We start from the raw sequence: 25,524 nt of genomic DNA, 5'->3' as shown, positions 1-25,524 counted from the left end.
TCAACTAACGGTCCGCGCCCCAGGCTCGGACCAGAGGGAGAGTAGTGGCAAAGGTCCGGGTCTACGAGCTCGCGAAGGAGCTCGGAGTTACCAGCAAGGTCGTTCTGACCAGACTGAACGACATGGGCGAGTTCGTCCGATCGGCATCCTCGACGATCGAGGCACCAGTCGTACGCCGGCTGGCGGAGGAGTTCGAGAAGAACCCGCCGAAGAAGCGCACGGCCAAGAAGGCCGCCGCGAGCACGTCTGCCGCACCCCAGGCGACCGCACCGGTCGCCCCCGCGGCTCCGAGGCCGGCCCAGCCGGCCACCCCGAAGGCTCCGGCCGAGCGCCCCGCGCCGGCCGCCGAGCCGCTCACGCCTGCCCCGGCGGCCCCGGCCGCTCCCGCGGCGAAGGCAGACACGGCGGCACCGGCTGAGGCACGCTCCGCGGCTCCGGCCGACCGGACCGCCGAGGCGCCGGCGACGTCCGCACCGGCCCCGGGCGCCCGCCCGGGTCCGCGCCCGGGTCCGAAGCCGGGTCCGCGCCAGGAGTCCGCCCCGGCCGAGACCGCTCCGGCGGCCGCGGCACCGGCTGCTCCCGCGGAGGCACCGGCTGCTCCGGCGGCCCCTGCCTTCGAGGCACCCGCGGCCAGGGCGGCCGACAGCGCGGCTCCGTCCGCGCCGGCGGCCCGCCGTACCGAGGGCACCCCGGCTCCGCGGCCGGGTTCGGCCCCGCGTCCGGGTGGTCAGGGTTCCGGCCCGCGTCCGGCCACGCCGGGTTCGGCCCCGCGTCCGGGTGGTCAGGGCTCCGGCCCGCGTCCGGGTGCGCCGCGTCCGGGCGGCGAGGGTACGCGTTCCGGCGGTTCGGCACGGTCCGACAGCCCGCGTCCGGGTGCGCCCCGGCCGGGTGCCCCGCGTCCCGGCGCGCCGCGTCCGGGTGGTGCACCGGGTGGTGCGCCGCGGCCGGGCAACAACCCGTTCAGCTCGACCCAGGGCATGGGCCGCGGACCGCGTCCCGGCCCGGGTGGTGGCGGTTCCGACCGCCGCGGCCCGAGCCCGGCCGGCGCGACGCCGCGCCCGCCGCAGGGCCGCTCCGGCGGTCCGGGTGGCCAGGGTGGCGCCGGTGACCGGCCGCGTCCGTCCGGCGGCGTGCCGGGCGCCCCGCGCCCGAACCCGGCGATGATGCCGAAGTCCGCGGCCGGTACCTTCACCGGTCGCCCCGGTGGCGGCTCCGGTGGTCCGGGTGGCGGCCGTGGTGGCGGCGGTGGCCGTCCGGGCGGCGGTCCGGGTGCCGGTCCGCGCGGTGGCGGCGGTGGCGGTGGCGGCTTCCGTCCCGGTGGCGGCGGCCCGAGCGGCCCGCCCGGTGGCGGCGGTGGCCGTCCGGGTCCGGGCAACCGGGGCCGTGGCGGGACACAGGGTGCCTTCGGGCGCCCGGGTGGTCCGGCGCGCCGTGGCCGCAAGTCGAAGCGCGCCAAGCGCCAGGAATTCGACAACATGCAGGCCCCGGCGGTCGGCGGCGTCCGCGTCAAGCACGGTGACGGCGAGGTCGTGAAGCTGCCTCGTGGTGCCTCGCTGACGGACTTCGCCGAGAAGGTCGGAGTCGACCCGGCGTCGCTGGTCCAGGTGCTGTTCCACCTCGGTGAGATGGTCACCGCGACCCAGTCGGTGAACGAGGAGACGCTCGAGCTGCTCGGTACCGAGCTGAACTACGACGTCCAGATCGTCTCGCCGGAGGACGAGGACCGCGAGCTGCTGCAGTCGTTCGACATCGACTTCGGCAACGACGAGGGCGACGAGAGCGACCTGGCCCCGCGGCCGCCGGTGGTGACCGTGATGGGTCACGTCGACCACGGTAAGACGAAGCTGCTGGACGCGATCCGGATGGCGAACGTCCAGGCCAAGGAAGCCGGCGGCATCACCCAGCACATCGGTGCGTACCAGGTCACCACCGAGGTGGACGGCCAGGAGCGGGCGATCACCTTCGTCGACACCCCGGGTCACGAGGCGTTCACCGCCATGCGTGCCCGTGGTGCGCAGGCCACCGACATCGTGATCCTGGTGGTCGCGGCCGACGACGGCGTGATGCCGCAGACGATCGAGGCGCTGAACCACGCCCGGGCGGCGGGTGTCCCGATCGTGGTCGCGGTGAACAAGATCGACGTTCCGGCGGCGGACCCGACCAAGGTGCGCGGTCAGCTGACCGAGTACGGCCTGGTGCCCGAGGAGTACGGCGGCGACACGATGTTCGTCGACGTCTCCGCGAAGTCCCGGATCAACATCGACGGCCTGCTCGAGGGCGTCGTACTGACCGCGGACGCGGCGCTGGACCTGCGGGCGAACCCGAAGATGCACGCCGAGGGCATCGCGATCGAGGCGAACCTGGACAAGGGCCGTGGTCCGGTGGCGACCGTGCTGGTGCAGCGCGGCACGCTGCGGGTCGGCGACTCGATGGTGGTCGGTCCGGCGTACGGCCGGGTCCGGGCCATGCTCGACGAGCACGGCGACCCGGTCGAGGAGGCCACTCCGTCGCGTCCGGTCCTGGTGCTCGGTCTGACCGCCGTGCCAGGTGCGGGCGACAAGTTCCTGGTCGTCGAGGACGACCGCCGCGCCCGGCAGATCGCCGAGAAGCGGGAGGCCCGTGCCCGGGCGGCCGCGAACGCCAAGCGTCGCGCCCGCCGGACCCTCGAGGACTTCATGGCCTCGATGGAGAAGGGCGAGAGCCAGGAGCTGCTGCTGATCCTCAAGGGCGACGTGTCCGGTTCGGTCGAGGCGCTGGAAGACGCCCTGGTCCGGATCGAGGTCGGCGACGAGGTCAACCTGCGGATCATCGACCGCGGCGTCGGTGCGATCAACGAGAACGACGTCAACCTGGCCATCGCGTCGAACGCCGTCATCATCGGCTTCAACGTGCGGCCGGCGGGCAAGGCCGGTGACCTGGCCGAGCGCGAGGGCGTGGATGTCCGGTACTACTCGGTCATCTACTCGGCGATCGACGACATCGAGGCGGCCCTGAAGGGCATGCTGAAGCCGATCTACGAGGAGGTCACCCTCGGCCAGGCCGAGATCCGGGAGATCTTCCGCTCCTCGAAGGTGGGCAACATCGCCGGTTGCTGGGTGACCAGCGGCCTGATCAAGCGGAACGCCAAGGTCCGGTTGATCCGGGACGGCGCCGTGGTCGTCGACAACACCGAGCTGTCGTCGCTGAAGAGGTTCAAGGACGACGCGTCCGAGGTCCGCGAGGGCTTCGAGTGCGGTCTGACCATCAACAACTTCAACGACATCAAGATCGGCGACGTCGTCGAGGCGTTCGAGCTGCGCGAGAAGCCGCGTAGCTGACAGCACCAGGTAACGTCCGGGGAGACACTGTCTCTCCGGACGTTACGCATGAATGAGGGAGTGAGCCCTGATGGGTGAAGCAAGGGCGAAGCAGCTGGCAGACCGGATCCAGGTGCTCGTCGCGGAGCTGCTGGAGCGCCGGGTGAAGGACCCGCGGCTCGGGTTCGTCACGGTCACCGACGCCCGGCTGACCGGTGACCTGCGCGAGGCCAGCGTCTTCTACACGGTGTACGGCGACGAGCAGGCGCGGGCGAACACGGCCGCCGCGCTGGAGTCGGCGAAGGGCCTGATCCGCAGCGAGGTCGGCAAGGCGCTGGGCCTGCGGCACACGCCGAGCGTGGCGTTCTTCCTGGACGCCGTACCGGAGAACGCCGGGCAGATCGAGGAGCTGCTGGCCAAGGCCCGCGAGGCCGACGCCGAGGTGGCCAAGGCCGCCGCGGGCGCGAAGCCGGCCGGCGACGCCGACCCGTACAAGCGGCCGCACGACGAAGACGACGACGAGGACTGAGTACGGCGTTGAGCCTCGACTTCACGGCCACGTCCGACGGGATCGTGGTCGTCGACAAGCCGGGCGGCCTGACCTCGCACACCGTGGTCGCCCGGATCCGCAAGCTGGCCGGCACCCGCAAGGTCGGGCACGCCGGCACGCTGGATCCGATGGCGACCGGTGTGCTGATCGTCGGGATCAACCGCGCGACCCGGCTGCTCGGGCACCTGCAGCTGGCGGACAAGTCGTACGACGCGACGATCCGGCTCGGCGCGACTACGACCACCGACGACGCCGAGGGCGAGGTGGTCGCGACCGCGCCGGTGGACGGGGTGACGGCCGACGCGATCGCGGCGGCCGTCGACGGGTTCCGCGGGGAGATCTCGCAGGTCCCGTCGAAGGTGTCCGCGATCAAGGTCGACGGCCGCCGCGCGTACGACCGGGTCCGGGCCGGCGAGGAGGTCGAGCTGAAGGCCCGCGCCGTGACGATCTCCCGGTACGACGTCCTCGACGTCCGGCCGGACGCCGGCGGGATCTCGGTCGACGTGTCGGTGGACTGCTCCAGCGGCACGTACATCCGGGCGCTGGCCCGCGACCTCGGCGCCGAGCTCGGCGTCGGCGGTCACCTGACGGCGCTCCGGCGTACCCGGGTCGGCTCGTTCGGCCTGTCGGTCGCACATTCGCTGGAGTCGCTGGCGGAGTCGTTCGACTGGCTGCCGATCGCGGATGTGGCTGCCGGGACGTTCCCGCGGTACGACGCGGACGACGAGCAGACGGCCGCGATCCGTACCGGGCGGCCGCTGCCGGGGCTGGAGCTGGCGGCCGGGCAGACCGCGATGTTCGCGCCGGACGGCACGTTCCTGGCGCTCTACGAGCCGCGTGGCTCGGTCGCGAGACCCACCGCGGTCTTCGTCGGCTGAAAACTGTCGGCGCGGCCCGCTAGCGTCTGCCGGCATGAAGTACGGGTTCGTGATGGCGTACGGCGATGCGCGTGACGCGGCCGAGCTGGCCCCGATCGCGGAGGAGCACGGCTGGGACGGGTTCTTCGTCTGGGAGTCGATCTGGGGGATCGACGCCTGGGTGCTGCTCGGCGCGGCCGCGATGACGACGGATCGGATCCGGCTGGGCACCATGCTCACGCCGCTGCCGCGCCGAAAACCCTGGGACGTCGCCGGGCAGGTCTCGACCGTCGACAACCTCAGCAACGGGCGGGTGATCCTGTCCGTCGGGCTCGGGGTGACGGGGGAGGACCGGTTCTGGCTGTTCGAGGAGGACCCAGGACGCAAGGTGCGCGCCGAGCTGATGGACGAGTCGCTCGAGATGCTGCCGTACCTGTGGCGCGACGAGGCGTTCGAGTTCTCCGGGAAGCACTACAGCGCCCGCAAGGTCGCCGACCTGGTGCCGCCCGCACCGCCGCCACCGGTGCAGCAGCCGGGCGTCCCGATCTGGGTCGCGGGTGGGTGGCCGCGACCGAAGTCGATGCGGCGGGCCGCGCTCCAGGACGGCTGGCTGCCGAACTACGCGCCGATCGTCCCGCCGGGTGCGCAGCCGGGCGAGCTGACCCCGGAGCACCTGGCCGAGGGCGTGGCGTGGATCCGCCGGGAGCGAGCGGCGCACGGGTTGACGATGGACGGGTACGACGTGGTCGCCGAGGGCGTCACCCGGGCCGACGACACCGACGCCGCCGACACGGTCCGGCCGTGGGCGGAGGCGGGCGCCACCTGGTGGATCGACGCCGACTGGTCCTCGCTCGACCAGGCGGTTGTTCGTGAGAACGCCGAGCGCCGTTTACGCGCCGGTCCGCCCCGGGCCCGCTGATCGCGCCGTACGCTGGAGCGCGTGCGGGAGGGACCGGTGCGCGTCGGGGCGGTGGTGGTCTTCGGGTACGGGACCGCCGTCCACGCGTACGACCTGATCAACTACGGGCTGAACGCGTACGCCGACTTCCCGGTCTGGCTGGGCGGCTACTTCACCGCGCTGATCGCGCTGGACGCCGCAAGCGCCGTACTGATCGCCACCCGCCGTCGTGCCGGCCTCGCACTCGGCTCCGCGGTGCTGGTGACCGACGCCCTCGCGAACTGGTACGCCGTCTACATCTCCAACCCCGACGTAGGAACCCTGCCCCGGATCGGCCAGGCCGTGACCAGCGCCCTCGCGGTCGGCCTGGTCTTCGCGAGTGTCAGGCTGTGGCACTCGTTCCGCTAGCCCTCGCGGCGGACGACTGCTGAGATCTTGCCGTCCGGGGCACTCGGCTCTACCTTGTCATGTACGAGATAGCGATTTTATCTTCGATATCTCGAAAGGTGGAGGTCGACTGTGACCGTGACAGGATTCGATGCCGAGGTGGCACGGCTCGTCGCCGGACTGGGGCTGACCGGCGACGCCCGCGCGCAGCTGCGCGTACTCGCGGAGGTCGGGCCACCGCCCGAGCCGGTCGACCTGCCCCGATGGACGTCGGGCGCCGACGAGGACGAGGTGCTCGCCCGGCTCGGGCTGGGTGCCGAGGATCGGCGCGACACGCTTGCCAATCGCCCGGACCCCGAGCGTGACCCCGACCTGTGGTGGCTGCTGGAGCGCTGCCATCACCAACTCGTCCAGCAGCTCGGGACAACCGGCCCGCTCCCACCCTGGCCGGACCTCCCCGCCGCGACCGGACCGGTCGGGCGCTTCCTCTACGTCTGGGCGTTCCTAGCCACGCTTCCCGCCGTACGCCGCTACCACGCGGACCGCGGCATCTCCGACGCCGACTCCTGGCCCGCCCTCGCGGTCCTCGGCGCCCAGATGGCCAACCGCCGCGAGCTGTACGGCGAAGGCGGCCTGCACACGCAGAACTGGGTGACCCACCACTTCCGCGGCGCCATCTACGCCCTCGACCGCCTGCACTTCGAACGCCAACGCTCCTGGTTCGACGCGCGGGCCGATGGCGGTCCTGCGCCGGCCGAACCCGTCCTCGGGCTGCACATCCCGGAAGGACGGCTCACTCCCGAGTCCGTCGACGCCGCGCTGGACCGCGCCCGCGTCTTCTTCGGCACGCACTACCCCGACGAGCAGTACCGCTTCGCCACCTGCGTCTCCTGGGTCCTCGACCCGCAACTGACGCAGTACCTGGCGGCCGACAGCAACATCATCCGTTTCCAGCAACGCTTCACGCTGTTGCCCGAGGCGGACAAGGACGACGGCGCCACCGTCGTCGAGTTCCTCTTCAAGCGCCCCCTGACGGAACTCGACATGTTGCCACGCGCAACAACTCTCCAACGCGCCGTCATCGACCACATCCGCGCCGGCCGGCCATGGAGGTTCCGCACCGGCTGGTTCCCGCTCTGACCCGTCCGGTCCGGGCGGCGCACAAGGGGGTACGACATGAGCAGTACCAGCGAACTCGACCGCCGCAGGTTCCTCCAGGCACTCGGCGCGACCGGTGCCGGGCTTGCCCTCGGCGGCTGCGGCGGCTCGAAGGCGTCCGGGAACACGGCGACGTACTGGGTGCAGCCGAACGCCTCGCAGCAGCAGATGCAGGGGTTCCTGAAGGACCTCGCCGCCGGATTCCAGGCGGCGAACAAGCAGTACTCCGCGAAGACCTTGATCGTCCCGTGGGAGGACTCGCAGACCAAGCTGACCGCGGCGTTCAGCAGCGGCAATCCACCGGACGTGACGTACCAGATCGCGCCGTGGATGAACATCTGGCGGCAGACCGGCGTGCTCGCCGACTTCCACAAGATCGCGCCGAAGGACGACGTCGACAAGTTCCTGGACGGCGTGAACAGCAGTCTGCTGGACGCGGCCAAGGGACCGAACGGCGAGCTGCTGGCGATCCCGTACGTGACGGGTGGCTCGCATCAGCTGACCGTGAACCTGAACATCTGGGAGCAGGCGGGCAAGCCGCCGCTGCCGACGACGTACGACGAGATGATCCCGTTCGCCAAGGCGCTGACCATCGACACCGCGGGCCGCAAGCTCGGCGAGCCGGGGTTCGACGCCAAGCACATCGCGTCGTACGGAATGAACTGGCCGCCGGTACCCGCGATCGAGGACAACTACCTGTGGCACTACTTCTGGTCGTTCGGCAGCGACTACGTGTCCGCGGACGGCAAGGACGTCGGGTTCGACAACGACAACGGCCGGGCGGCGTTGCGGAACATGAAGGCGATGGTGGACTCCGGTGCCGCGACCCCGCCGGGGCTGTACACCGACGAGAACAAGTGGGGCAACGCGATCTTCGCCGGGAAGGCCGGGATGCAGTGGGTCGGCGGGTTCACCGTGGACCAGGCCAAGGCGTTCCCGAAGGCGCGGGTCCGGGTCCTCGAGCCACCGAAGGGGCCGAGCGGCCGGCAGGTGATCGTGGGAGCGTGCGGCTACATCGCGGTCGCTGCCAAGAGCAAGCATCCGGAGGCCGCGTACGCGCTGGCGAAGTACATCCTGTCGCCGGAGCAGCAGGAGAAGTACACCCGGCTGATCCTCGCGCTGCCGGTGCACCCGGCGAGCGGGGACTTCTACACCGACCTGCCGGATCCGCGGATGAACGAGTTCCAGAACGCGGTGGAGAAGCTCGGCAAGTACACCCGGATCACCCGGATCCTCAAGTACCAGCCGCAGGAGTACCTGATGGGCAAGATCAACGACTACGTGGCCGGCAAGCAGGACCTGGACGCGATGATCCAGGACGCTTCGAAGCAGGTCAGGCAAATGGCCGCGGCAGCGAACTGATGGCCGTCCGGCGGCTGGCCCGCGGCTCCCGGGACCTGCTCACGGCCGGCCCGTTCCTGGCCTTGAAGGCGGCGGTCTTCGGTCTGTTCGTCGCCGTACCGTTCGTCTACACGTTCGTGCTCACCTTCCAGCGCGGCAGCCTGCTGAGCGGCCTGCGCTGGAACGGCCTCGGCAACTACCGCACGGTGCTCACCGACACGCTGTTCCGGGATTCGCTGCTCAACACGCTGGTCTTCATGGTGATCACGATTCCGGTCACCGTGCTGGTGTCGATGGCGGTCGGCCTGCTGCTGGCGTCCGGCCTGCCCGGGATCCGGGTACACCGGGCGCTGATCTATCTGCCCTCCCTGCTGTCGGTGGTGGCGACCGGTTTGATCTGGAAGGTGATGATCGACCCGGAGCAAGGCCCGTTGGCCTTGCTGCTCGGGAAGCTGTTCGGGCTGCAGGTTCCGTGGCTGACCGACGGCGGGGTGGCGATCGCCTTCCTGTCGCTGATCACGGTCTGGTGTTCGTGCGGGTTCTACTCGCTGATCTTCATGGCCGGCTTCAACAACATCCCGCAGGACCTGCTCGAGGCCGGCCGGATCGACGGCGCGTCGACGTGGCAGCTGCTGGTCCACATCCGGATCCCGCTGGTGCGCTCGGTGGCGCAGGTCGTGCTCGTGCTGGTGACGATCAGCGCGGTGCAGGTCTTCGACCTGGTGTTCGTGATGACCCACGGAGGTCCGGGAACGGAGACCTACACCGCGATGTGGTACGTCTACCAGAACGCCTTCAACGGCGGTTCGGTCGCGTACGCCGCCACCATGAGCATCGTTCTGCTCCTTGTCACGGTGATCATCGCGGCGGTCTTCGTCGCCCGGACCGAGACGGGAGGCGAGTCCGGTGACTAGGCCGAAAGCCGTGACACAGCTCGCGATGCACCTCGCCGCGACACTGGCGAGCGTCGTCTTCGCCGGGCCGATCATCATCGTGGTCCTGGTCTCGCTGACCTCGACGACGGTCCTGGACCTGTCGGTGTCGCCCGGCCACTGGTCGCTCCTGAACTATCGGCAGGTGCTCGGGGATCCGCTGGTACCGCGGTACATCCTGAACAGCGTCGTCGTCGGGCTCGCGGTCACCGCGCTGACCGTCGTGATCGACCTGCTGGCGGCGTTCGCCTACGCCAAGCTGCGGTTCCCGGGCCGGGACCTGTCGTTCGGGCTGTTGCTGGGGACCATGATGCTGCCGTTCTCCGCGACGCTGGTGCCGGTGTACCTGATCGCCTCGAAGCTCGGCATGGTCGACAGCTACTCCGGCCTGATCGTGCCCGCGCTGGCTGGTCCGTTCGGGGTGTTCATGCTGCGCCAATTCATCCGCGGCATCCCGGACACGCTGCTGGACGCGGCGCGGATCGACGGGGCGTCGTACCTGCGGATCTTCGGGAACATCATCGTGCCGCTGTGCTACCAGCCGATGGCGGTGCTGGCGATCTTCACATTCGTCGGCAGCTGGAACTCGTTCCTGTGGCCATTGCTGATCGCACAGTCCGATGAGATGCGGACGCTGACCGTCGGCATCGCCACCACCAACACCCAGTTCACCCAGAACATCGGCGGGATCACGGCGGTCGCGGTGCTCAGCCTGTTGCCGATGGCCCTGCTGTTCGTAGTGTTCCAGCGGTACTTCATCCGTGGCGTACTCGCCGGCGCCGTGAAGGCCTAGAACCCGCCGGTACGCTGGAGCGGTGCGTTCTCGTCCGACCTTGGAGTGGGCCCCGGGGCCCGACGTGCTGGCGTTGCAGCCAGGGGCGACGGATGTCGGGCCGGTTGCCGAGGTTGTTGCCGGTGGGGGAGTTGTCGTGCTGAGTGGCGCGGGGCTGTCGACCGAGTCCGGGATTCCCGATTATCGCGGTGCGACCGGGAGTCTGCGGACGCATACGCCGATGACGTTCGGGGACTTCACCGGCAGCGAGGCGGCTAGGCAGCGGTACTGGGCGCGCAGCCACCTCGGCTGGCGGACGATCGCCCGCGCGCACCCGAACGACGGCCACCGCGTGGTCGCCGCGCTCCAGGCTCGCGGCAACCTGAGCGGGATCATCACCCAGAACGTCGACGGTCTGCACCAGGCGGCCGGTGCCCGCGACGTGATCGAGCTGCACGGCAACCTCGACCGGATCATCTGCCTCGACTGCGGTACGACGTCACCCCGGGAGATCCTGGACCGCCGGCTGCGGGCCGCGAACCAGGCGTTCACGGCCGAGGCGACCCGGATCAACCCGGACGGCGACGTCGAGCTGCCGGACGAGGTCGTCGGTGAGTTCACCGTCGTACCGTGCACGGTCTGCGGCGGCGTACTCAAACCCGACGTGGTGTTCTTCGGCGAGAACGTGCCCCGGTCCCGCGTACAGCGCTGCTACGACCTGATCGACGCCGCGAACGCCGTCCTGGTGCTCGGCTCCTCGCTGACCGTGATGTCCGGGTTCCGCTTCGTCCGGCACGCCGCCAAGGCCGGTACGCCGGTGCTGATCATCAACCAGGGCCTGACCCGCGGCGACCCGTATGCGACGTACCGGGTGAATCTGCCGCTCGGGCAGGCGCTGACCGAACTGCTGACAGACACCACCGGGCCGAGCCACGCGTGAGGTGGCCCGGCCCGGAGTCCGCGGTACGGATTGGAAAGGGTCAGCGTTGCGCGCTGGTCCGTACGCGGTTCAGGGAGGCCACATAGGCCTGTTGGGGTGAGACAGCTGCCTGCTTGGCGAGCGCCGTCGCCTGGCGGGACCAGGTGGCCTGCTCAGCACCGGTGATGACGGCCGGCTGGCCGGTCAGCGTCTTGTACGTCAGCGAAGCCATCCCGGCCTCGCCCTCGTACCGGGGGTGGTAGTTCCAGGCGCGGAGGAGGTTGACGTCCTTGCCCTGGATCCACGCCTGCCCGTCCGGAGCGCAGGCGTCGTGCCCGGTCGACGGCCCGAAGGTGTCGACGTACGTCGCTCCGCCGGCGGCGGCCGCGTTCGAGACGGCGGTGTTCAGCGCCTGCTCGATCGAGTACAGGTAGGTGTAGTCGCCGTCCGCGAACGGCAGCTTCGCCGGGCACGTCCCGTGCTCCGGGGCGATCTTCGGGTAGCCGAGCAGGACGATCTCGGCCTTCGGCGACCTGGCCCGGATGCCCTGGACGACGATCGCGATCCGGGTCTGCGTCTGGGCGATCTTCTGCCGCAGCGTGTCGACGCCGTTGACCGTGAAGTGCGCCTTGCACGGCGCTCCGGTCGGGTCCGAGGCGCGCAGCCCCGGGCAGGTGTCGATGATGCTGCCGAAGACGCCGAAGTCGTTGCCGCCGATCCCGACCGTGACCAGGTCGGTGTCCGGCGTCAGCGCGTCGAACTGTGGCGCGGCGGTCCCGAGCAGGGTGCTCTGCGGCTGGGTCATGTTCGTGGTGTCGGCGCCGCCGCAGCTCACGTCGGTCAGGTGCCGGACGTGCAGCTTCGCGGCAAGCTGCTTGGGGTAGTTGTTGTACGACCGGAAGCAGCCGAGCGACAGGACGTCGGGCAGCGGGACGAACGGCGCGGCGGTGTAGGAGTCGCCGAGCGCGACGTACCGCTCGAAGCGTGGCGCGGCGGCCGCTTGCGCGACCGGCAGGCCGCCCAGCAGCGCGAGTGCCGCGCAGGCCGCGACCAGACGGCGGAGCTTCACAGGACCTCCCAGGCTCAAGAGTGCGCGGCCCACGATAAGTTGAGTCACGGCCCGATTACAAGGGGTGATCGGTGACCTGCTTGCGGCCATCGCCTCCGGGCATGGAATCCTGCTGCCATGCGTGTCTGGCACGGATTGGACCAGGTGAGCCCGGAGCTCGGGCCGACGGTGGTCACGATCGGCAACTTCGACGGGGTGCACCGCGGTCACCAGGAGGTGCTCGCGCACGCCCGCGCGCGGGCCGCCGAGCTGGGCGGACTGCCGGTGGTCGCGATGACGTTCGACCCGCACCCGATGCGGGTGCTGCGGCCGGACCACGCGCCGCTGACGCTCAGCGACCCGGAGCAGCGCGCCGAGCTGCTCGGTGCCGCCGGCGCGGACGCAGTACTGATCCTGCCGTTCACCAAGGACGTGTCGAACTGGTCGCCGGAGGAGTTCATCGAGCGCACGCTGGTGACCGCCCTGCACGCGAAGGCGATTGTCGTCGGCGAGAACTTCCGCTTCGGGCACAAGGCCGCCGGCCACGTCGACACCCTCGTCCAGGCGGGAACGCGGTACGGCTTCCAGGTCGAGGGGCTCGGCCTGGCGGGGGACCAGCAGCCCTGGTCGTCGACGTACGTTCGGCAGAAGCTCGCCGACGGTGACGTGGAGGCGGCCGCGGAGGCGCTCGGCCGGCCGCTGCGGGTGACCGGTGTGGTGGTGGAGGGTGACAAGCGCGGCCGCGAGCTCGGATACCCGACCGCGAACATCCCGGCCGACCCGGGCGCCGCGGTCCCGCAGGACGGCGTGTACGCGGGGTGGCTGACCGTGCTCACGCCCGCGCCCGGCGCCCCGGCGTACCCGGATCCGCTGCCGGCCGCGATCAGCGTCGGCACGAACCCGACGTTCGACGGCCTGGACCGGCGGGTGGAGTCGTACGTGCTGGACCGCGACGACCTCGAGCTGTACGGCGCCAAGGTCGCGATCGACTTCGTCGCCCGGCTGCGCGGCACCCAGATCCGGTTCGCCAGCATCGACGAGCTGCTGGTCCAGATGAAGGCCGACGTCGACGGCGCCCGTGGCCTGCTGCGGGCTGAACAGGGCTGATCAGGGCTGATTAGGGCGGCCCGTCCACGGACTGATACGCTGGCTGCTGCCGTCTGAACGGCCGCGGATCGAGAGTGCTCGGGTGGAGAATGCCCCGGTGCGCCGCGCAACGGAAATCGAGAGGATCCACGTGTCAGCTGTTGACGCTGCTACGAAGAAGAAGATCATGGGCGAGTACGCCCTGACCGAGGGCGACACCGGGTCCCCCGAGGTCCAGGTCGCGCTGCTGACCTACCGGATCAGCCACCTGACCGAGCACCTCAAGGAGCACAAGCACGACCACCACAGCCGTCGTGGCCTGCTGCTGCTCGTCGGTCAGCGCCGCCGGCTGCTGAACTACCTGGCGAAGAAGGACATCAACCGCTACCGGTCCCTGATCGAGCGGCTCGGCCTCCGCCGATGACGTCGCGAGGAGCGGCCCCCGAGACTCGGGTGGCCGCTCCTGGCGTATCCGCACGCTGGTGCGGATCAAACTGAATACAGAAAGACGTACGAGGCGACGCGAAGCGCGTGGCGGGAGGACGACCGGTCCTCGGTAGTGGCTTTCGGATCCATCATCATCCGCGGGCCTCGATCGAAGACCGGCACCCCGGAAGCTCGCGCCTCGCAGTCGTCACACTGTGAGAGAGGGGTATCCCGTGTCGGGATCCACAAGTGCGCCGATGGACGGCGCCGACTTCGCTGAGGCCGTCATCGACAACGGCAGCTTCGGCACCCGCACCATCCGCTTCGAGACGGGCCGCCTGGCCCAGCAGGCCGCCGGCTCCGCCGCCGCCTACCTCGACGGCGACACGATGGTGCTCTCGGCCACCACGGCCAGCAAGAAGCCCAAGGACCAGTTCGACTTCTTCCCGTTGACGGTCGACGTCGAGGAGCGGATGTACGCCGCCGGGCGCATCCCCGGCTCGTTCTTCCGCCGCGAGGGCCGGCCGTCCGAAGAGGCCATCCTGACCTGCCGGCTGATCGACCGTCCGCTGCGGCCGTCGTTCGTGTCCGGCCTGCGCAACGAGATCCAGGTCGTCATCACGGTCCTGGCGCTCAACCCGGACAAGCTGTACGACGTGCTCGCGATCAACGCCGCGTCGATGTCGACCCAGCTGGCCGGCCTGCCGTTCTCCGGCCCGATCGGCGGCGTCCGCGTCGCGCTGATCGAGGGCCAGTGGGTGGCGTTCCCGACCCACACCGAGCTCGAGGACGCGGTCTTCGACATGGTGGTCGCGGGCCGGGTCACCGAGACCGGCGACGTCGCGATCATGATGGTCGAGGCGGAATCCACCCCGGGCACCTTCGAGGCCGTCGCGGCCGGCACCCAGGCGCCGACCGAGGAGATCGTGGCCGAGGGTCTGGAGGCCTCCAAGGGCTTCATCAAGACCCTGGTCGAGGCGCAGGCCGACCTGGCCGCTCGGGCCGCGAAGCCGACCGGCGAGTTCCCGCTGTTCCCGGACTACGCCGACGACGCGTTCGCCGCGGTCGAGGCCGCCGCGAGCGAGGAGCTGGCGCAGGCGCTGACCATCGCCGGCAAGCACGAGCGTGACGACGCCACCGACGCGGTCAAGGCCGCCACGGTGGACAAGCTCGCCGCCGACTTCGAGGGGCGCGAGAAGGAGCTGTCCGCGGCCTTCCGCTCGCTGACCAAGAAGCTGGTCCGGCAGCGCGTGCTGAAGGACAAGATCCGGATCGACGGCCGTGGGCTGACCGACATCCGGCCGCTGAAGGCGCAGATCGGCGTGCTCCCGCGGGTGCACGGCTCGGCGCTGTTCGAGCGCGGCGAGACCCAGATCCTGGGTGTCACCACGCTGAACATGCTCCGGATGGAGCAGCAGCTGGACACGCTCTCCCCGGAGACCCGCAAGCGGTACATGCACAACTACAACTTCCCGCCGTACTCGACCGGTGAGACCGGCCGGGTGGGTTCGCCGAAGCGCCGCGAGATCGGTCACGGCGCGCTGGCCGAGCGGGCGCTGGTGCCGGTGCTCCCGTCCCGCGAGGAGTTCCCGTACGCGATCCGCCAGGTCTCCGAGGCGATCGGCTCGAACGGCTCCACCTCGATGGGTTCGGTCTGCGCCTCGACCCTCGCGCTGCTGAACGCCGGCTGCCCGCTGAAGGCTCCGGTCGCCGGTATCGCGATGGGCCTGATCTCCGGTGAGGTCGACGGCAAGGAGGAGTTCGTCGCGCTGACCGACATCCTCGGCGCCGAGGACGCGTTCGGCGACATGGACTTCAAGGTCGCCGGTACGAAGGACTTCGTCACCGCCCTGCAGCTGGACACCAAGCTGGACGGCATCCCGGCCAGCGTGCTGGCCGGCGCGCTGACCCAGGCCAAGGACGCCCGCCTGACGATCCTGGACGTGATGGCCAAGGCCATCGACGCGCCGGGTGAGATGAGCGAGTTCGCGCCGCGGGTCATCTCGGTGAAGGTCCCGGTCGACAAGATCGGCGAGGTCATCGGCCCGAAGGGCAAGATGATCAACCAGATCACCGAGGACACCGGCGCCGACATCTCGATCGAGGACGACGGCACGGTGTACATCGGCGCCACCGACGGTCCGTCGGCGGAGGCCGCCCGGGCCGCGATCAACGCGATCGCGAACCCGACCATGCCGGAGAAGGGCGAGCGCTACCTGGGTACGGTCGTGAAGACGACCAACTTCGGTGCGTTCATCAGCCTGCTGCCGGGCAAGGACGGCCTGCTGCACATCTCGAAGCTGCGTCCGCTGGCCGGTGGCAAGCGGGTCGAGGCGGTCGAGGACGTGCTGTCGGTCGGCCAGAAGCTGCAGGTCGAGATCGCCGAGATCGACGACCGCGGCAAGCTCTCGCTGATCCCGGTCATCGAGGGTGAAGAGAAGAAGGACGAGGCTGCAGCCGCCGAGTGACTCGCGCAATCACGAGCACCCTCCTGAGCCCGGAGGCGGGCGGTCCGGTGAAACGGACCGTCCTGCCCTCCGGGCTCCGGGTTCTCTCCCAGTCGGTACCGGGCTTCCGCTCGGTCACGTTCGGCCTGTGGGTCGGCGTCGGCTCCCGTGACGAGCCCGCCCAGCTGGCAGGTGCGACGCACTTCCTCGAACACCTGCTGTTCAAGGGCACCGAGCGTCGCGACGCGCTGGAGATCTCCGCGGAGATCGACGCGGTCGGCGGCGAGATGAACGCCTTCACCGGCAAGGAGTACACCTGCTACTACGCGCGGGTGCTGGACACCGACCTGCCGCTCGCGGTCGACGTCATCTGCGACATGATCACCTCCGCGACGCTCACCGACGTCGACGTGGAGAGTGAGCGGGACGTCATCGACGAAGAGATCGCGATGCACGCCGACGAGACGTCGGACCACATCCACGACCTGTTCGCCGAGCAACTGTGGGGCAAGTCCCCGCTCGGCCGGTCGATCACCGGTACGCCGGAATCGGTCGCCGGGCTGACCCGTCAGCAGGTGGTGGGCTGGTACCGCCGCCGCTACAAGCCGTCGAACATCGTCGTCTCGGTGGCCGGGAACGTCGACCACCCGGATGTCGTCCGCCTGGTCCGCAAGGCGTTCGAGCGGCACTGGGTGACGGCCGAGGCCGAGCCGATCGCGGTACGGCGCGGCGCGACCCGGCGGGTGCCGACGTACGGCGGGGTGCGGGTGCACCACCGCGACGTCGAGCAGGCGCACCTGGTGCTCGGGATGCCGGGGCTGGTGCGCAGCGACGAGCGGCGGTACACGGCCGGCGTACTGCACGGGATCGTCGGCGGCGGGATGTCGTCGCGGCTGTTCCAGGAGGTGCGGGAGAAGCGCGGGCTGGCGTACTCGGTGTTCACGTTCGGCTCGGCGTACGCCGACTCAGGCATGGTCGGCGTGTACGCGGGCTGTCTGCCGAAGAAGGCGCCCGAGGTGCTGGACGTGATCCGCGGCGAGCTCGAGGCGATTGCCGCCGGCAACATCACGCCGGACGAGCTGCTCCGCGGCAAGGGCCAGATGCGCGGCTCGGTCGTGATGGGCCTGGAGGACACCGGCGCGAAGATGACCCGGATCGCGAAGGCCGAGCTCGTGTACGGCGAACTCCCGACCGTCGACGAGATCCTGCACCGCATCGACGCGGTCACCCTCGACGACGTCACGAACCTGGCCGCCGAGCTATACGCCGGCGCGCCCGCCCTGACCGTGATGGGCCCCTTCGACGAGAACACCACCGCCTTCACCGTGTGATCTCCCGTAGCTGTACCGGCAGGTTTCGGTAGCCGCGGAGGACCAGGCGGTCCCGGCGGGTCGGGGGCTGGGCGGCGCTGATCGCCGGGTAGCGCTCGAGGAGGCGGGGGAGGGCTACGGCCGCCTCCAGGCGGGCGAGGGTGTTGCCGAGGCAGATGTGGGCGCCGGCGCCGAAGCTCAGCGGCTTGTTGCCCGGGCGCCGCGGGTCGAACCGGTCGGGGTCCGGGAAGCGTTCGGGATCACGGTTCGCCGCGCCGAGCAGCAGGACGACATTGCTGCCGGCCGGGACCGGCGTACCCGCGATCTCCGTGTCGGCGCGGGCGACGCGGGTGGTGACCTGCACGGGGGAGTCGTAGCGCAACACCTCCTCGACGTACGCCGCGTCGATCGGCAGTTCCGGGTGCTGGAAGTGGAGCGCGAGCCCGTTTCCGAGCAGGTCGGTCGTGGTCTCGAAGCCGGCCACCAGCAGCAGGATCAGGTTCGCGAGCAGCTCCTCGTCGGACAGCCGCTCGCGGGCGGCGACCAGTGCGGCGAGCAGTCCGTCGGGTGGCGGATCCTGAATCAGGCCGGCGAAGTACGCGCCGAGCTCAGCCGCGGCCGCATCGGCCGCGTCGTCTGCCGTGTCCGTGAGCTCCAGCGCCGCCGTCAGGTCCGACGCGAGCGGACGGAACCGGTGCCGATCACCGGGCGGTACGCCGAGCAACTCGCAGATCACCGACACCGGCAGCTGGAACGCGAACCGGTCCATGAAGTCCACCTCGTCCGGCAGCCCGTCCAGCAGACCGTCGACGGCGGCCTCGACAGCGGGCCGGAGTTCCGCGACCCGGCGGGGCGTGAAGACCTGCGAGATCAGCGACCGCATCCGCCCGTGGTCCGGCGGGTTCGCGCGCAGGATCGAGCGCTGCATCAGGTCCAGCGACGGCCGGCTCGACGGCTCGGCCGGGATCTCGAACGCGGGCTTCCGCAGTACGTCGTTCACGGCGGCGTACCCGACCGCCAGCAGGATGTCGTCGGTCACCGGCAGCAGCGGACCGAGCCGATGCGCGGCGGCGTACAGCGGGAACGGGTCGGCCCGGCCCGCCGGAGACAGCAGGTCCTGGAGAATCTCGGCCGCGTTCATGCCCGCCGCCCCAGCATCACGTGGCCGACCGCGTACAGCGTCGCCCCGGCCACCTCGAAGAGCTGGATCAGCCCGAACCGAGGCCCGGACGTGAAGATGAACAGACCGCCAAGCGTGTAGGCGATCGCGCCGACTCCGAGCAGTACGCCGGCGAGCCGCAGCCCGCGCCTGCTCAACGTCCGGCCCAGCCACGCGTAGCCCAGCGGGAAGATCAGCAACGCGGGGAATACGATCAGCGCGGCCGGGGTGTTCAGGTCGGCGGGCTCGTGCACGATGCTCGGCGCGTACTCCGCCCGCACCGGATTGTGCGCGCCGTCGAAGACGATCAGCGCGAACCAGAACAGCGTCCCGGCCATCGCGGCGTACCAGGACCGCAGCTCGCGGCGCTGGTTGCTGAGGGCAATCATGCTGGCGAGGCTGACGACCTGCAGCCCGAGGCCGAGCGCCTGCAGGTCGTGGGTGAGTCCGTAGCGCTCGCCGACCGCCGCGATGCTCCAGCCGTCCCGGGCCGGATGCAGCAGGGTGCCGAGCCAGAAGAGCGGACCGCCGGCGAACGCGGTCAGCCGAGCAGTACTGCGCAACTGCCCGCGCAGGCCGCTCGGTGCGGGAAGGGTGTCGGTCATGGTCGACCTGCTTTCACTAGAGTGTCCAACTAGCGAATCACTAGAGTCGCGCTCTAGTCAACTGCTATGCTCACCACCATGGCGCGACGTGCGGACAAGACCCAGGCGAACCGGCAGCGGATGCGGGCGGCGGCGCAGACGCTGTTCGTGGCCAGGGGGTACGCCGCGACCTCGATGCAGGCGATCGCCGACGAGGCCGGGATGGCCGTGCAGACGCTGTACTTCACGTTCAAGACCAAGCGCGCGCTGCTGGCCGAACTGCTGGACATCGCGGTCGCCGGCGACGACGAGCCGGTGCCGAACCTGGAGCGCCCGCAGGTCCGCGCTGCCCTCGACAACCCCGATCCGGTCGCGCAGCTGCACGAACAGGCCCGGTTCGCCCGCGAGGTGTACGAGCGCGTCGCGCCGGTGCTCCAGGTGATCGCCCACGCCGCGACCGCCGACTCGGAGATCCACGAGCTCTGGGAGACCAACAACGCCCAGCGCGCGGTCGTGATGGAGCGGATGGCGACCGCGCTGGCCGCCAAGACCGCGCTCCGTGCCGGCCTCGACGCGGCGATGGCCACCGACATCACGCTCGCGCTGCTCAGCCCCGAGCTGTACCACCTGCTGACCGCCCGCCGCGGCTGGACCGCCGACCGCTGGGAGCAGTGGACCGCGGACGCACTGGTGACGCAGCTGCTCCCGCCGGGGTAGGTTGAAGCGGACACGTCATCGTGATCTGCCACTGGATCCCTGGACGCACGGGCTGGGCCCGCTTGCTGGGATGGCACGCAATTTGCGGCCGACGTGAGCTGGACCGGGTCCCCGGTGTCAGCTCCGGCCTGCGTGCAAAGGGATTCATCGTGCTCGACGCGTTTCGTGCTGTCCGTGACTCATTAGGCGACGCCGTCCGCATCACCCCGGGACGGCTGGCGACGTACGCCGTTCTCCAACTGCTGCTGGCGATCCTGCCCGGCGCCCAGGTGGTGCTGATCCGTGACCTGGTCGAGGGTCGTGATCGCTGGGTTCCGTTGCTCGGGCTGACCGTGGTTGTCGGCGCGATGTATCCGCTGACCCAGGTGGCGAACACCGTCGGCCAGCGGATGATGCTGCGGCTTCGGCTCGCGCTGCGGGTCGAGCTCGCCGAGGTCGCGGCCCGGCTGAGTCCGAGCCGGCTCGCGACGCCCGAGGTGGTGCGGGACCTGGAGGCGAGTCAGGCGGCGACGCATCCGATGAGCGACGTGGCCGGGAAGCCGGTGCAGGTGCTCAGCGCGGCCGCGACGGCCGTCGTACTGTGCGTGGCGATCGCGTCGATCAATGTGCTGTCCGGGCTGCTGGTGCTTGCCGCGCTGGTGCCGACGGTGCTCGCGTTCACGCTGATCTCGCGGATGGAGGCGAAGGGTTGGCCGCGGGTCGCGGAGCACGAGCGGAAGGCGGCGTACGCGACCGAGCAGCTGATCCAGCAGCGGCCCGGGACCGAGCTGGCGGTGCTCGGGTCGGGGTGGAAGGTGGCCGGGCTGGTCGCGGACAGCCGGACCGCTGCGACCGTGGTGCTCGATGGGATGGTCCGTACGGCGATGTTGTACGAGCTGGGCGCCGCGCTCGTGACCGTTGTGCTGTTCGGCGGGGCCCTGATGGCACTGCTGGCGCCCGGCGGATCGAGCGCGGGTGCGGTCGCGGCAGTGGCGGGGACGATCTCCGGGCTGAACGCGATCCGGCAGTGCGGGTACGCGTTCGGCACCATCGTGACGGCCGCTCCGCAGGCGGCGATCTACCGGCGGTTCGTGCGTAGCGTGCCGGCGGCGGGGCGGCGTACGGTCGTGCGGCGGGTGGATTCTGTTGCCTTGGACAACGTTAGTTTCGAGTATTCGGGTGCGGCGGAGCCGGCGTTGCGCGGAGTCTGCGTCGAGGCGCGGCGGGGTGAGCTGGTGGCGCTGGTCGGCGTGAACGGGGCGGGGAAGTCGACCGCGATCAACCTGCTGGTCGGCAGCCTGCGGCCGGCCGGCGGGCGGGTGCTGATCGACGGGGTGGACGCGGCGCGGATGGGCGAGGAGGAGCGGCTCGCGCACTTCGGGCTGCTGGTGCAGGAGTTCGGGCGGTTCGAGTTCACGCTCCGGGACGCGGTCGCGCTCGGCGCGCCCGCGGAGGTCGCGGATCACGAGGTGCGTACGGCGTTGGGCGGTACGTTCGCGGCGGACCTGCCGTTGGACACGCAGCTCGGGCAGCAGTGGGGTGGGACCGGGATCTCCGGCGGGCAGTGGCAGCGGTTGGCGCTCGCCCGGATCCGGCTGCGGGACGCGGGCGTCTGGATCCTCGACGAACCGACGTCCGCGATCGACGCGGAGGCGGAGCAGGCCATCTTCGCCGAACTTCGCCGTACGAGCGCCGCCCGGATCACGATCGTCGTCTCCCATCGCGCGTGGACGCTCCGGGAGATGGACCGCATCTACGTCGTCGACGAGGGGCGCGTGGTGCAGCAGGGGACCTACCAGCAGCTGATCGCCCAGCCAGAGGGCCGGTTCGCACGCCTCTTTGCCGCTCAGAAGGAGTAGGTTGGCCCGTCCGTGCGGAAAGGTGGGGAAGATGCCGTCCGACTCTGGGATCCGGAGGTTCGCCGGGGTGGCCTGGCGGGCCGGGCGCGGGCTGTGCGTGGTGAATGCGACGACGGTCGTGCTGTCCGCTGCCGCGCCGGTCGGAGCAGCGGTCGCGATCGGGCAGGTCGTCGCCGGGGTTGTGCGCGGTGATTCGGGGCGGGCCCTGGTGTGGGCTGCGGTTGCGGCCGTGTGCTTGTTGTTGCAGTGGACGGCCGGGGCCTTGCAGCGGGCGGCGGCTACTGCGTTGGGGGAGCGGGTCGACGCGGCTCTGCAGCACGACCTGATGCGGGCGGTGTCGGCGCCGAGTGGGGTGCGGCAGTTGGAGGATCCGGCGACGGCGCAGTTGGTCGAGGTCGGGCGGGACACCTTGCGGGCGGACTGGGCGCGGCCGGGCCGGTTGGCGAGTACCGTCGGCGGGCTGGCGACCGGGCGGGTGGTGCTTGTTGCGTCCGGCATCATCCTCGGCGGCTTCCACTGGTGGCTCGGCGCGGGGCTGCTGGTCGCCGGTGTGTGGGCGGCGTACGAGGACAAGGTCGCCTCCCGGACCGAGGCCGGCCACCACTACGGTGCGAGCGAATCCGCCCGCCGGATGCGCTACTTCGACGATCTCGGCACCACCCCGCCGGCCGCGAAGGAGATCCGCCTGTTCGGTCTCGCCGAGTACGTCGTCGCGCGGCACGGTGAGACCTGGACGCAGACGATGGAACGCGTGCTGAGCCGTCCCGGCCGCCGCCCGCTCGTCGCCACCGCGGCGCTCGCCGTCGTCGTACTGACCGGCATCGTGCTCGTGGTCCGCGAGGCGACCGCGGGACACCTGTCCGCCGGCGCGACCGCGACGTACATGCAGACCTTCCTGATCGCGCTCGGCGGTATCCAGCAGTCGTCCTGGACCGGCCTCCAGACCGAACTCGCCCTCGCCACCCTCCGCCGGTACGACGAAGCGCTCCGGGCGCTCGCCACCACCCCGACCGGCCGCGGAACCACCCCGGCGACCGACCTGCCGGCCCGCGCGATCACCTTCCACCACGTGTCATTCGCCTATCCCGCGAGTGAGCGACAGGTGCTGCGCAACCTCGACCTCGTGATCCCCGCTGGAGAGTCGCTCGCGATCGTCGGCGCGAACGGCGCCGGCAAGACCAGCCTGGTCAAACTGCTCTGCGGTCTGTACGAGCCGACCGACGGCACGATCACCGTCGACGATGCCGACCTCGCGGACCTCGACCTCGACGACTGGCGCCGGCGGCTCGCGGTCGTCTTCCAGCAGCCGCTCCGGCTTCCGATGTCGGCGTACGACAACGTCCGCTTCGGGCGCCCCGACGGCGTACCGGACGCGGCGGTCGAACGGGCCGGCGCGACGAGTGTCGTCGACGCGCTGCCGAACGGGTGGGACACGCTCCTCTCGGCAGAGTTCGACGGCGGCGTCGAGCTCTCCGGCGGCGAGTGGCAGCGACTGGGCCTGGCGCGAGCGTTGTACGCCGTACAGCAAGGCGCTTCCGTACTGATCCTGGACGAGCCCGCCGCGCACCTCGACGCACGGTCCGAAGCCGAGCTGTACCGGCGCTTCCTCGAGCTGACCGCGGGATTGTCGACGATCCTCATCTCGCACCGGTTCTCGACGGTTCGGCAGGCGTCGTCGATCGTGGTCCTCGACGAGGGCCGGGTGATCGAGCAGGGTTCGCACGACGAACTGCTGGCGCTCGGCGGCAGCTATGCCCGGATGTTCCGCCTGCAGGCCGCACGTTTCGGGGAGCCGGCATGAGGTCGTGGATCACCACGGCCCGGCTGCTGATCGGGCTCGGCTGGGAGATCGGCCCCGGCCTGTTCCTGCTCTACACGGCCGTCACGATGTCGAGCTTCGTCAGCCCGTTGCTGTTCGCGCTCGCGGTCCGCCCGCTGGTCGACGGCGTGGTCTCCGGCGAGCAGCACCGGATCGTGGCCGGCGGTGTGGGAGTCGCGATCGCGCTGATCCTCGTCCTGGTCGCCCCGATCGGCTACCGGTGGGCGACGATCCGGATGCGCGAGCGGTCCGGGTTCGTGTCCGAGCGGCGGGTCCTGCGGCTGGCCGCGGGCGCGCCGCGGATCGAGCACTTCGAGCGGCCCGACTTCCTCGACCGCCTGCAGTCGCTGCGCCGCGAGGCGTCCGAGCTCGGCGACAGCGTGACACTGCCGTTCATCGCCCCGCTGGTCCTCGCGCAACTCGTGATCAGCACGATCCTGCTCGCGAACCTCGAACCCGTCCTCGCGCTGCTCCCGCTGGTCGCGCTGCCGGCGCTCTGGCTCAGCCGCCGCGCCGAGCAGGTCCGGCGCCGGTCCGAGCTGGACGCCGCCCCGCGCCGCCGCCTCGCCCAGCAGCTGTTCATGGTCTCGGTCGACCCGTCCTCGGCGCAGGAGATCCACGTCGCGTCGTTCGGCGACGAGCTGCTCCGCGAGCACGGCCGCGCGACCGACGACGCGAACCGGATCGCCCACACGGCCCTCTTCAGGTCCGTGCTGATCGGCGTGGCCGGCTGGGCGCTGTTCCCGATCGCGTACGCCGGGGCGCTGCTGATCGTCCTCCGCGAGGCCGCCGCCGGACGGGTGACCGCCGGCGACGTGGCGCTGGCGATCGCGCTCGCCGGTGCCGTGGTCAGCGCCGCGAACCGGATCCTCGACCTGGCCGGTTCCGTACTGCGCGTCCGGACGTCGGCCGAGCACTACTTCTGGCTCGCGGACCAGGCGCGGTACCGACCAGGCCGGACGCCGGCGCCGGACCGTCTCAGCCACGGCATCGAGCTGAAGGACGTGACCTTCGGCTACGGCGGCGAGGACCGGCTCGCGCTGCCCGGTACGGACCTGTTCCTGCCGGCCGGGCAGACGATCGCGATCGTCGGCGAGAACGGCGCGGGTAAGTCGACCCTGGTCAAGCTCCTGACCGGCATGTACCGCCCGCGCTCCGGCCAGGTCCTCGTCGACGGCGTCGACCTCGCCGCGCTGGACCTCACGCAGTACCGGCAGAAGGTCAGCGCCGGCTTCCAGGACTTCGTCAGGTACCAGCTGACCGTGGGGGAGGCGGTCCGGGTCGGCGGCCTGGACGAGCCGCCGGACCGCGTCCGGGTCGCACTCGGCAAGGCGGACGCGACCTTCGTCGACGAGCTGCCGCACGGCGCCGAGACCCAGCTCGGTACGTCGTGGGCGGGCGGCGTCGAGCTGTCCGGCGGGCAGTGGCAGAAGCTCGCCATCGCCCGGGCACTCGTCCGGCCGGCGCCACTGCTGATGATCCTCGACGAGCCGAGCGCGTCGCTGGACCCGCAGACCGAGGCGGCCCTGTTCGACCGGCTGGCCGCCGAGGCCCGGGCGGGTCGTGCCGACGGCCGGATCACGGTGCTGATCTCGCACCGGTTCTCGACCGTCCGGTCCGCGGACCTGATCGTCGTCCTCGAGAACGGCCGCGTGACCGAGCGCGGCACGCACGCCGAACTGCTGGCGGACGGTGGAACCTACGCCGAGCTTTACAGTCTGCAAGCGGCCGGTTACCGCTGATAATGCGCAGCTGTGCGCAAGAGCGAGTTTTGCCACAAACTGACCTGTCATCTGATGACTCAGGCGCACTGATCTGATTAAGTGAGGCCTCGCTTCGCAACGAAGGGCTGGTCATCTGAGGTCTTGGCAAAGTAACGCTCACGTTACGCGCCGCCGCTTTGCGCCTGACAACGTTGACATGCGCAGTTTCGACCAGCCACCATGACGCTTGTTCCGCCCGCCTAGCGGCCCTCCCGCC

At 70.6% G+C, this 25,524-nt stretch carries 21 protein-coding genes; 18 read left to right on the top strand and 3 right to left on the bottom strand.

Going from position 1 to position 25,524, the window contains the following annotated elements:
* The first annotated feature begins 44 nt into the window (after nt 1–44).
* The 10 genes from infB (at nt 45) to ACQHIV_RS14245 (ending at nt 11,131) form a co-directional block, all read left to right on the top strand.
* Nucleotides 45–3,317 carry a translation initiation factor IF-2 gene (gene infB / locus ACQHIV_RS14290; RefSeq protein ID WP_427894475.1) on the top strand — a complete coding sequence of 1,091 codons (3,273 nt, stop codon included), beginning with the start codon at nt 45–47 and terminating at the stop codon, nt 3,315–3,317.
* Nucleotides 3,318–3,387: 70 nt separating this feature from the next.
* Entirely contained in the window at nt 3,388–3,825 is a 438-nt protein-coding gene (gene rbfA / locus ACQHIV_RS14285) for a 30S ribosome-binding factor RbfA (RefSeq protein WP_380195692.1), read from the top strand.
* An 8-nt stretch (nt 3,826–3,833) separates the two neighbouring features.
* On the top strand, nt 3,834–4,724 hold the full coding sequence (gene truB / locus ACQHIV_RS14280; RefSeq protein ID WP_427894473.1) for a tRNA pseudouridine(55) synthase TruB: 891 nt from the start codon (nt 3,834–3,836) through the stop codon (nt 4,722–4,724).
* Nucleotides 4,725–4,758: 34 nt separating this feature from the next.
* The gene (locus ACQHIV_RS14275; RefSeq protein WP_427894472.1) at nt 4,759–5,622 is read left to right on the top strand and encodes an LLM class flavin-dependent oxidoreductase; all 864 of its coding nucleotides are present in this window, start codon (nt 4,759–4,761) and stop codon (nt 5,620–5,622) included.
* A 21-nt stretch (nt 5,623–5,643) separates the two neighbouring features.
* Complete coding sequence (locus tag ACQHIV_RS14270; RefSeq protein WP_427894470.1) at nt 5,644–6,009, top strand: hypothetical protein; 366 nt, start codon at nt 5,644–5,646, stop codon at nt 6,007–6,009.
* Between the two features lie 117 nt (nt 6,010–6,126).
* Nucleotides 6,127–7,128, top strand: coding sequence for an acyltransferase domain-containing protein (locus ACQHIV_RS14265; RefSeq protein ID WP_427894468.1), 1,002 nt, complete (start codon nt 6,127–6,129; stop codon nt 7,126–7,128).
* Between the two features lie 36 nt (nt 7,129–7,164).
* A complete protein-coding gene (locus ACQHIV_RS14260; protein WP_427894466.1) occupies nt 7,165–8,508 on the top strand; it encodes an ABC transporter substrate-binding protein in 1,344 nt (447 codons plus the stop codon).
* Nucleotides 8,508–9,401 (top strand): carbohydrate ABC transporter permease, encoded by an 894-nt coding sequence (locus ACQHIV_RS14255; protein ID WP_427894464.1) that lies wholly within the window; start codon nt 8,508–8,510, stop codon nt 9,399–9,401. The genes ACQHIV_RS14260 and ACQHIV_RS14255 overlap by 1 nt, the downstream gene beginning before the upstream one ends.
* 10 nt (nt 9,402–9,411) lie before the next feature.
* A complete protein-coding gene (locus ACQHIV_RS14250; RefSeq protein WP_427894463.1) occupies nt 9,412–10,212 on the top strand; it encodes a carbohydrate ABC transporter permease in 801 nt (266 codons plus the stop codon).
* A 22-nt stretch (nt 10,213–10,234) separates the two neighbouring features.
* Nucleotides 10,235–11,131: an NAD-dependent protein deacetylase gene (locus ACQHIV_RS14245; protein WP_427894461.1), complete on the top strand. Its 897-nt coding sequence runs from the start codon at nt 10,235–10,237 to the stop codon at nt 11,129–11,131.
* Between the two features lie 40 nt (nt 11,132–11,171).
* Here ACQHIV_RS14245 and ACQHIV_RS14240 read toward each other — a convergent pair whose 3' ends face one another.
* Nucleotides 11,172–12,179: an SGNH/GDSL hydrolase family protein gene (locus ACQHIV_RS14240; RefSeq protein ID WP_427894459.1), complete on the bottom strand. Its 1,008-nt coding sequence runs from the start codon at nt 12,177–12,179 to the stop codon at nt 11,172–11,174.
* A gap of 117 nt (nt 12,180–12,296) precedes the next feature.
* Between ACQHIV_RS14240 and ACQHIV_RS14235 the strand changes: the two genes are divergently transcribed.
* The 4 genes from ACQHIV_RS14235 (at nt 12,297) to ACQHIV_RS14220 (ending at nt 17,448) form a co-directional block, all read left to right on the top strand.
* Nucleotides 12,297–13,265 (top strand): bifunctional riboflavin kinase/FAD synthetase, encoded by a 969-nt coding sequence (locus ACQHIV_RS14235; protein WP_427894457.1) that lies wholly within the window; start codon nt 12,297–12,299, stop codon nt 13,263–13,265.
* Between the two features lie 130 nt (nt 13,266–13,395).
* Nucleotides 13,396–13,668, top strand: coding sequence for a 30S ribosomal protein S15 (gene rpsO / locus ACQHIV_RS14230; RefSeq protein WP_184833659.1), 273 nt, complete (start codon nt 13,396–13,398; stop codon nt 13,666–13,668).
* A gap of 259 nt (nt 13,669–13,927) precedes the next feature.
* Nucleotides 13,928–16,138, top strand: coding sequence for a polyribonucleotide nucleotidyltransferase (locus ACQHIV_RS14225; RefSeq protein WP_427894456.1), 2,211 nt, complete (start codon nt 13,928–13,930; stop codon nt 16,136–16,138).
* Nucleotides 16,135–17,448: a M16 family metallopeptidase gene (locus ACQHIV_RS14220; protein WP_427894454.1), complete on the top strand. Its 1,314-nt coding sequence runs from the start codon at nt 16,135–16,137 to the stop codon at nt 17,446–17,448. Before ACQHIV_RS14225 ends, ACQHIV_RS14220 begins: the two co-directional genes overlap by 4 nt.
* Here the strand turns inward: ACQHIV_RS14220 and ACQHIV_RS14215 are convergent.
* Together ACQHIV_RS14215 and ACQHIV_RS14210 are read right to left on the bottom strand one after the other, a co-directional pair.
* Nucleotides 17,438–18,568, bottom strand: a complete 1,131-nt coding sequence (locus tag ACQHIV_RS14215; RefSeq protein WP_427894453.1) for a cytochrome P450 — start codon at nt 18,566–18,568, stop codon at nt 17,438–17,440. The genes ACQHIV_RS14220 and ACQHIV_RS14215 overlap by 11 nt on opposite strands.
* Nucleotides 18,565–19,191, bottom strand: coding sequence for a hypothetical protein (locus tag ACQHIV_RS14210; RefSeq protein ID WP_427894451.1), 627 nt, complete (start codon nt 19,189–19,191; stop codon nt 18,565–18,567). The genes ACQHIV_RS14215 and ACQHIV_RS14210 overlap by 4 nt, the downstream gene beginning before the upstream one ends.
* 78 nt (nt 19,192–19,269) lie before the next feature.
* Here ACQHIV_RS14210 and ACQHIV_RS14205 point away from each other — a divergent pair, with 78 nt between their 5' ends.
* The 4 genes from ACQHIV_RS14205 (at nt 19,270) to ACQHIV_RS14190 (ending at nt 25,286) form a co-directional block, all read left to right on the top strand.
* Entirely contained in the window at nt 19,270–19,887 is a 618-nt protein-coding gene (locus tag ACQHIV_RS14205) for a TetR/AcrR family transcriptional regulator (protein WP_427894449.1), read from the top strand.
* Nucleotides 19,888–20,036: 149 nt separating this feature from the next.
* Nucleotides 20,037–21,725, top strand: a complete 1,689-nt coding sequence (locus tag ACQHIV_RS14200) for an ATP-binding cassette domain-containing protein (protein ID WP_427894447.1) — start codon at nt 20,037–20,039, stop codon at nt 21,723–21,725.
* A 31-nt stretch (nt 21,726–21,756) separates the two neighbouring features.
* Nucleotides 21,757–23,526, top strand: coding sequence for an ABC transporter ATP-binding protein (locus ACQHIV_RS14195; RefSeq protein ID WP_427894445.1), 1,770 nt, complete (start codon nt 21,757–21,759; stop codon nt 23,524–23,526).
* On the top strand, nt 23,523–25,286 hold the full coding sequence (locus ACQHIV_RS14190) for an ABC transporter ATP-binding protein (RefSeq protein ID WP_427894443.1): 1,764 nt from the start codon (nt 23,523–23,525) through the stop codon (nt 25,284–25,286). The genes ACQHIV_RS14195 and ACQHIV_RS14190 overlap by 4 nt, the downstream gene beginning before the upstream one ends.
* The last annotated feature ends 238 nt before the right edge of the window (nt 25,287–25,524 follow it).

The sequence above is a fragment of the Kribbella polygonati genome (genome assembly GCF_050320105.1).
Taxonomy (GTDB): domain Bacteria; phylum Actinomycetota; class Actinomycetes; order Propionibacteriales; family Kribbellaceae; genus Kribbella.
The sequence above is the reverse complement of the archived record's forward strand: the minus strand, read 5'-3'. Positions and strand labels throughout refer to the sequence as shown.

Coding starts and splice junctions, on each gene's coding strand:
- rbfA (WP_380195692.1), top strand. CDS start 3,388: ATGGGTGAAGCAAGGGCGAAGCAGCTGGCAGACCGGATCCAGGTGCTC.
- ACQHIV_RS14190 (WP_427894443.1), top strand. CDS start 23,523: ATGAGGTCGTGGATCACCACGGCCCGGCTGCTGATCGGGCTCGGCTGG.
- ACQHIV_RS14225 (WP_427894456.1), top strand. CDS start 13,928: ATGGACGGCGCCGACTTCGCTGAGGCCGTCATCGACAACGGCAGCTTC.
- ACQHIV_RS14205 (WP_427894449.1), top strand. CDS start 19,270: ATGGCGCGACGTGCGGACAAGACCCAGGCGAACCGGCAGCGGATGCGG.
- ACQHIV_RS14255 (WP_427894464.1), top strand. CDS start 8,508: ATGGCCGTCCGGCGGCTGGCCCGCGGCTCCCGGGACCTGCTCACGGCC.
- ACQHIV_RS14260 (WP_427894466.1), top strand. CDS start 7,165: ATGAGCAGTACCAGCGAACTCGACCGCCGCAGGTTCCTCCAGGCACTC.
- ACQHIV_RS14275 (WP_427894472.1), top strand. CDS start 4,759: ATGAAGTACGGGTTCGTGATGGCGTACGGCGATGCGCGTGACGCGGCC.
- ACQHIV_RS14235 (WP_427894457.1), top strand. CDS start 12,297: ATGCGTGTCTGGCACGGATTGGACCAGGTGAGCCCGGAGCTCGGGCCG.
- ACQHIV_RS14195 (WP_427894445.1), top strand. CDS start 21,757: ATGCCGTCCGACTCTGGGATCCGGAGGTTCGCCGGGGTGGCCTGGCGG.
- ACQHIV_RS14210 (WP_427894451.1), bottom strand. CDS start 19,191: ATGACCGACACCCTTCCCGCACCGAGCGGCCTGCGCGGGCAGTTGCGC.
- ACQHIV_RS14215 (WP_427894453.1), bottom strand. CDS start 18,568: ATGAACGCGGCCGAGATTCTCCAGGACCTGCTGTCTCCGGCGGGCCGG.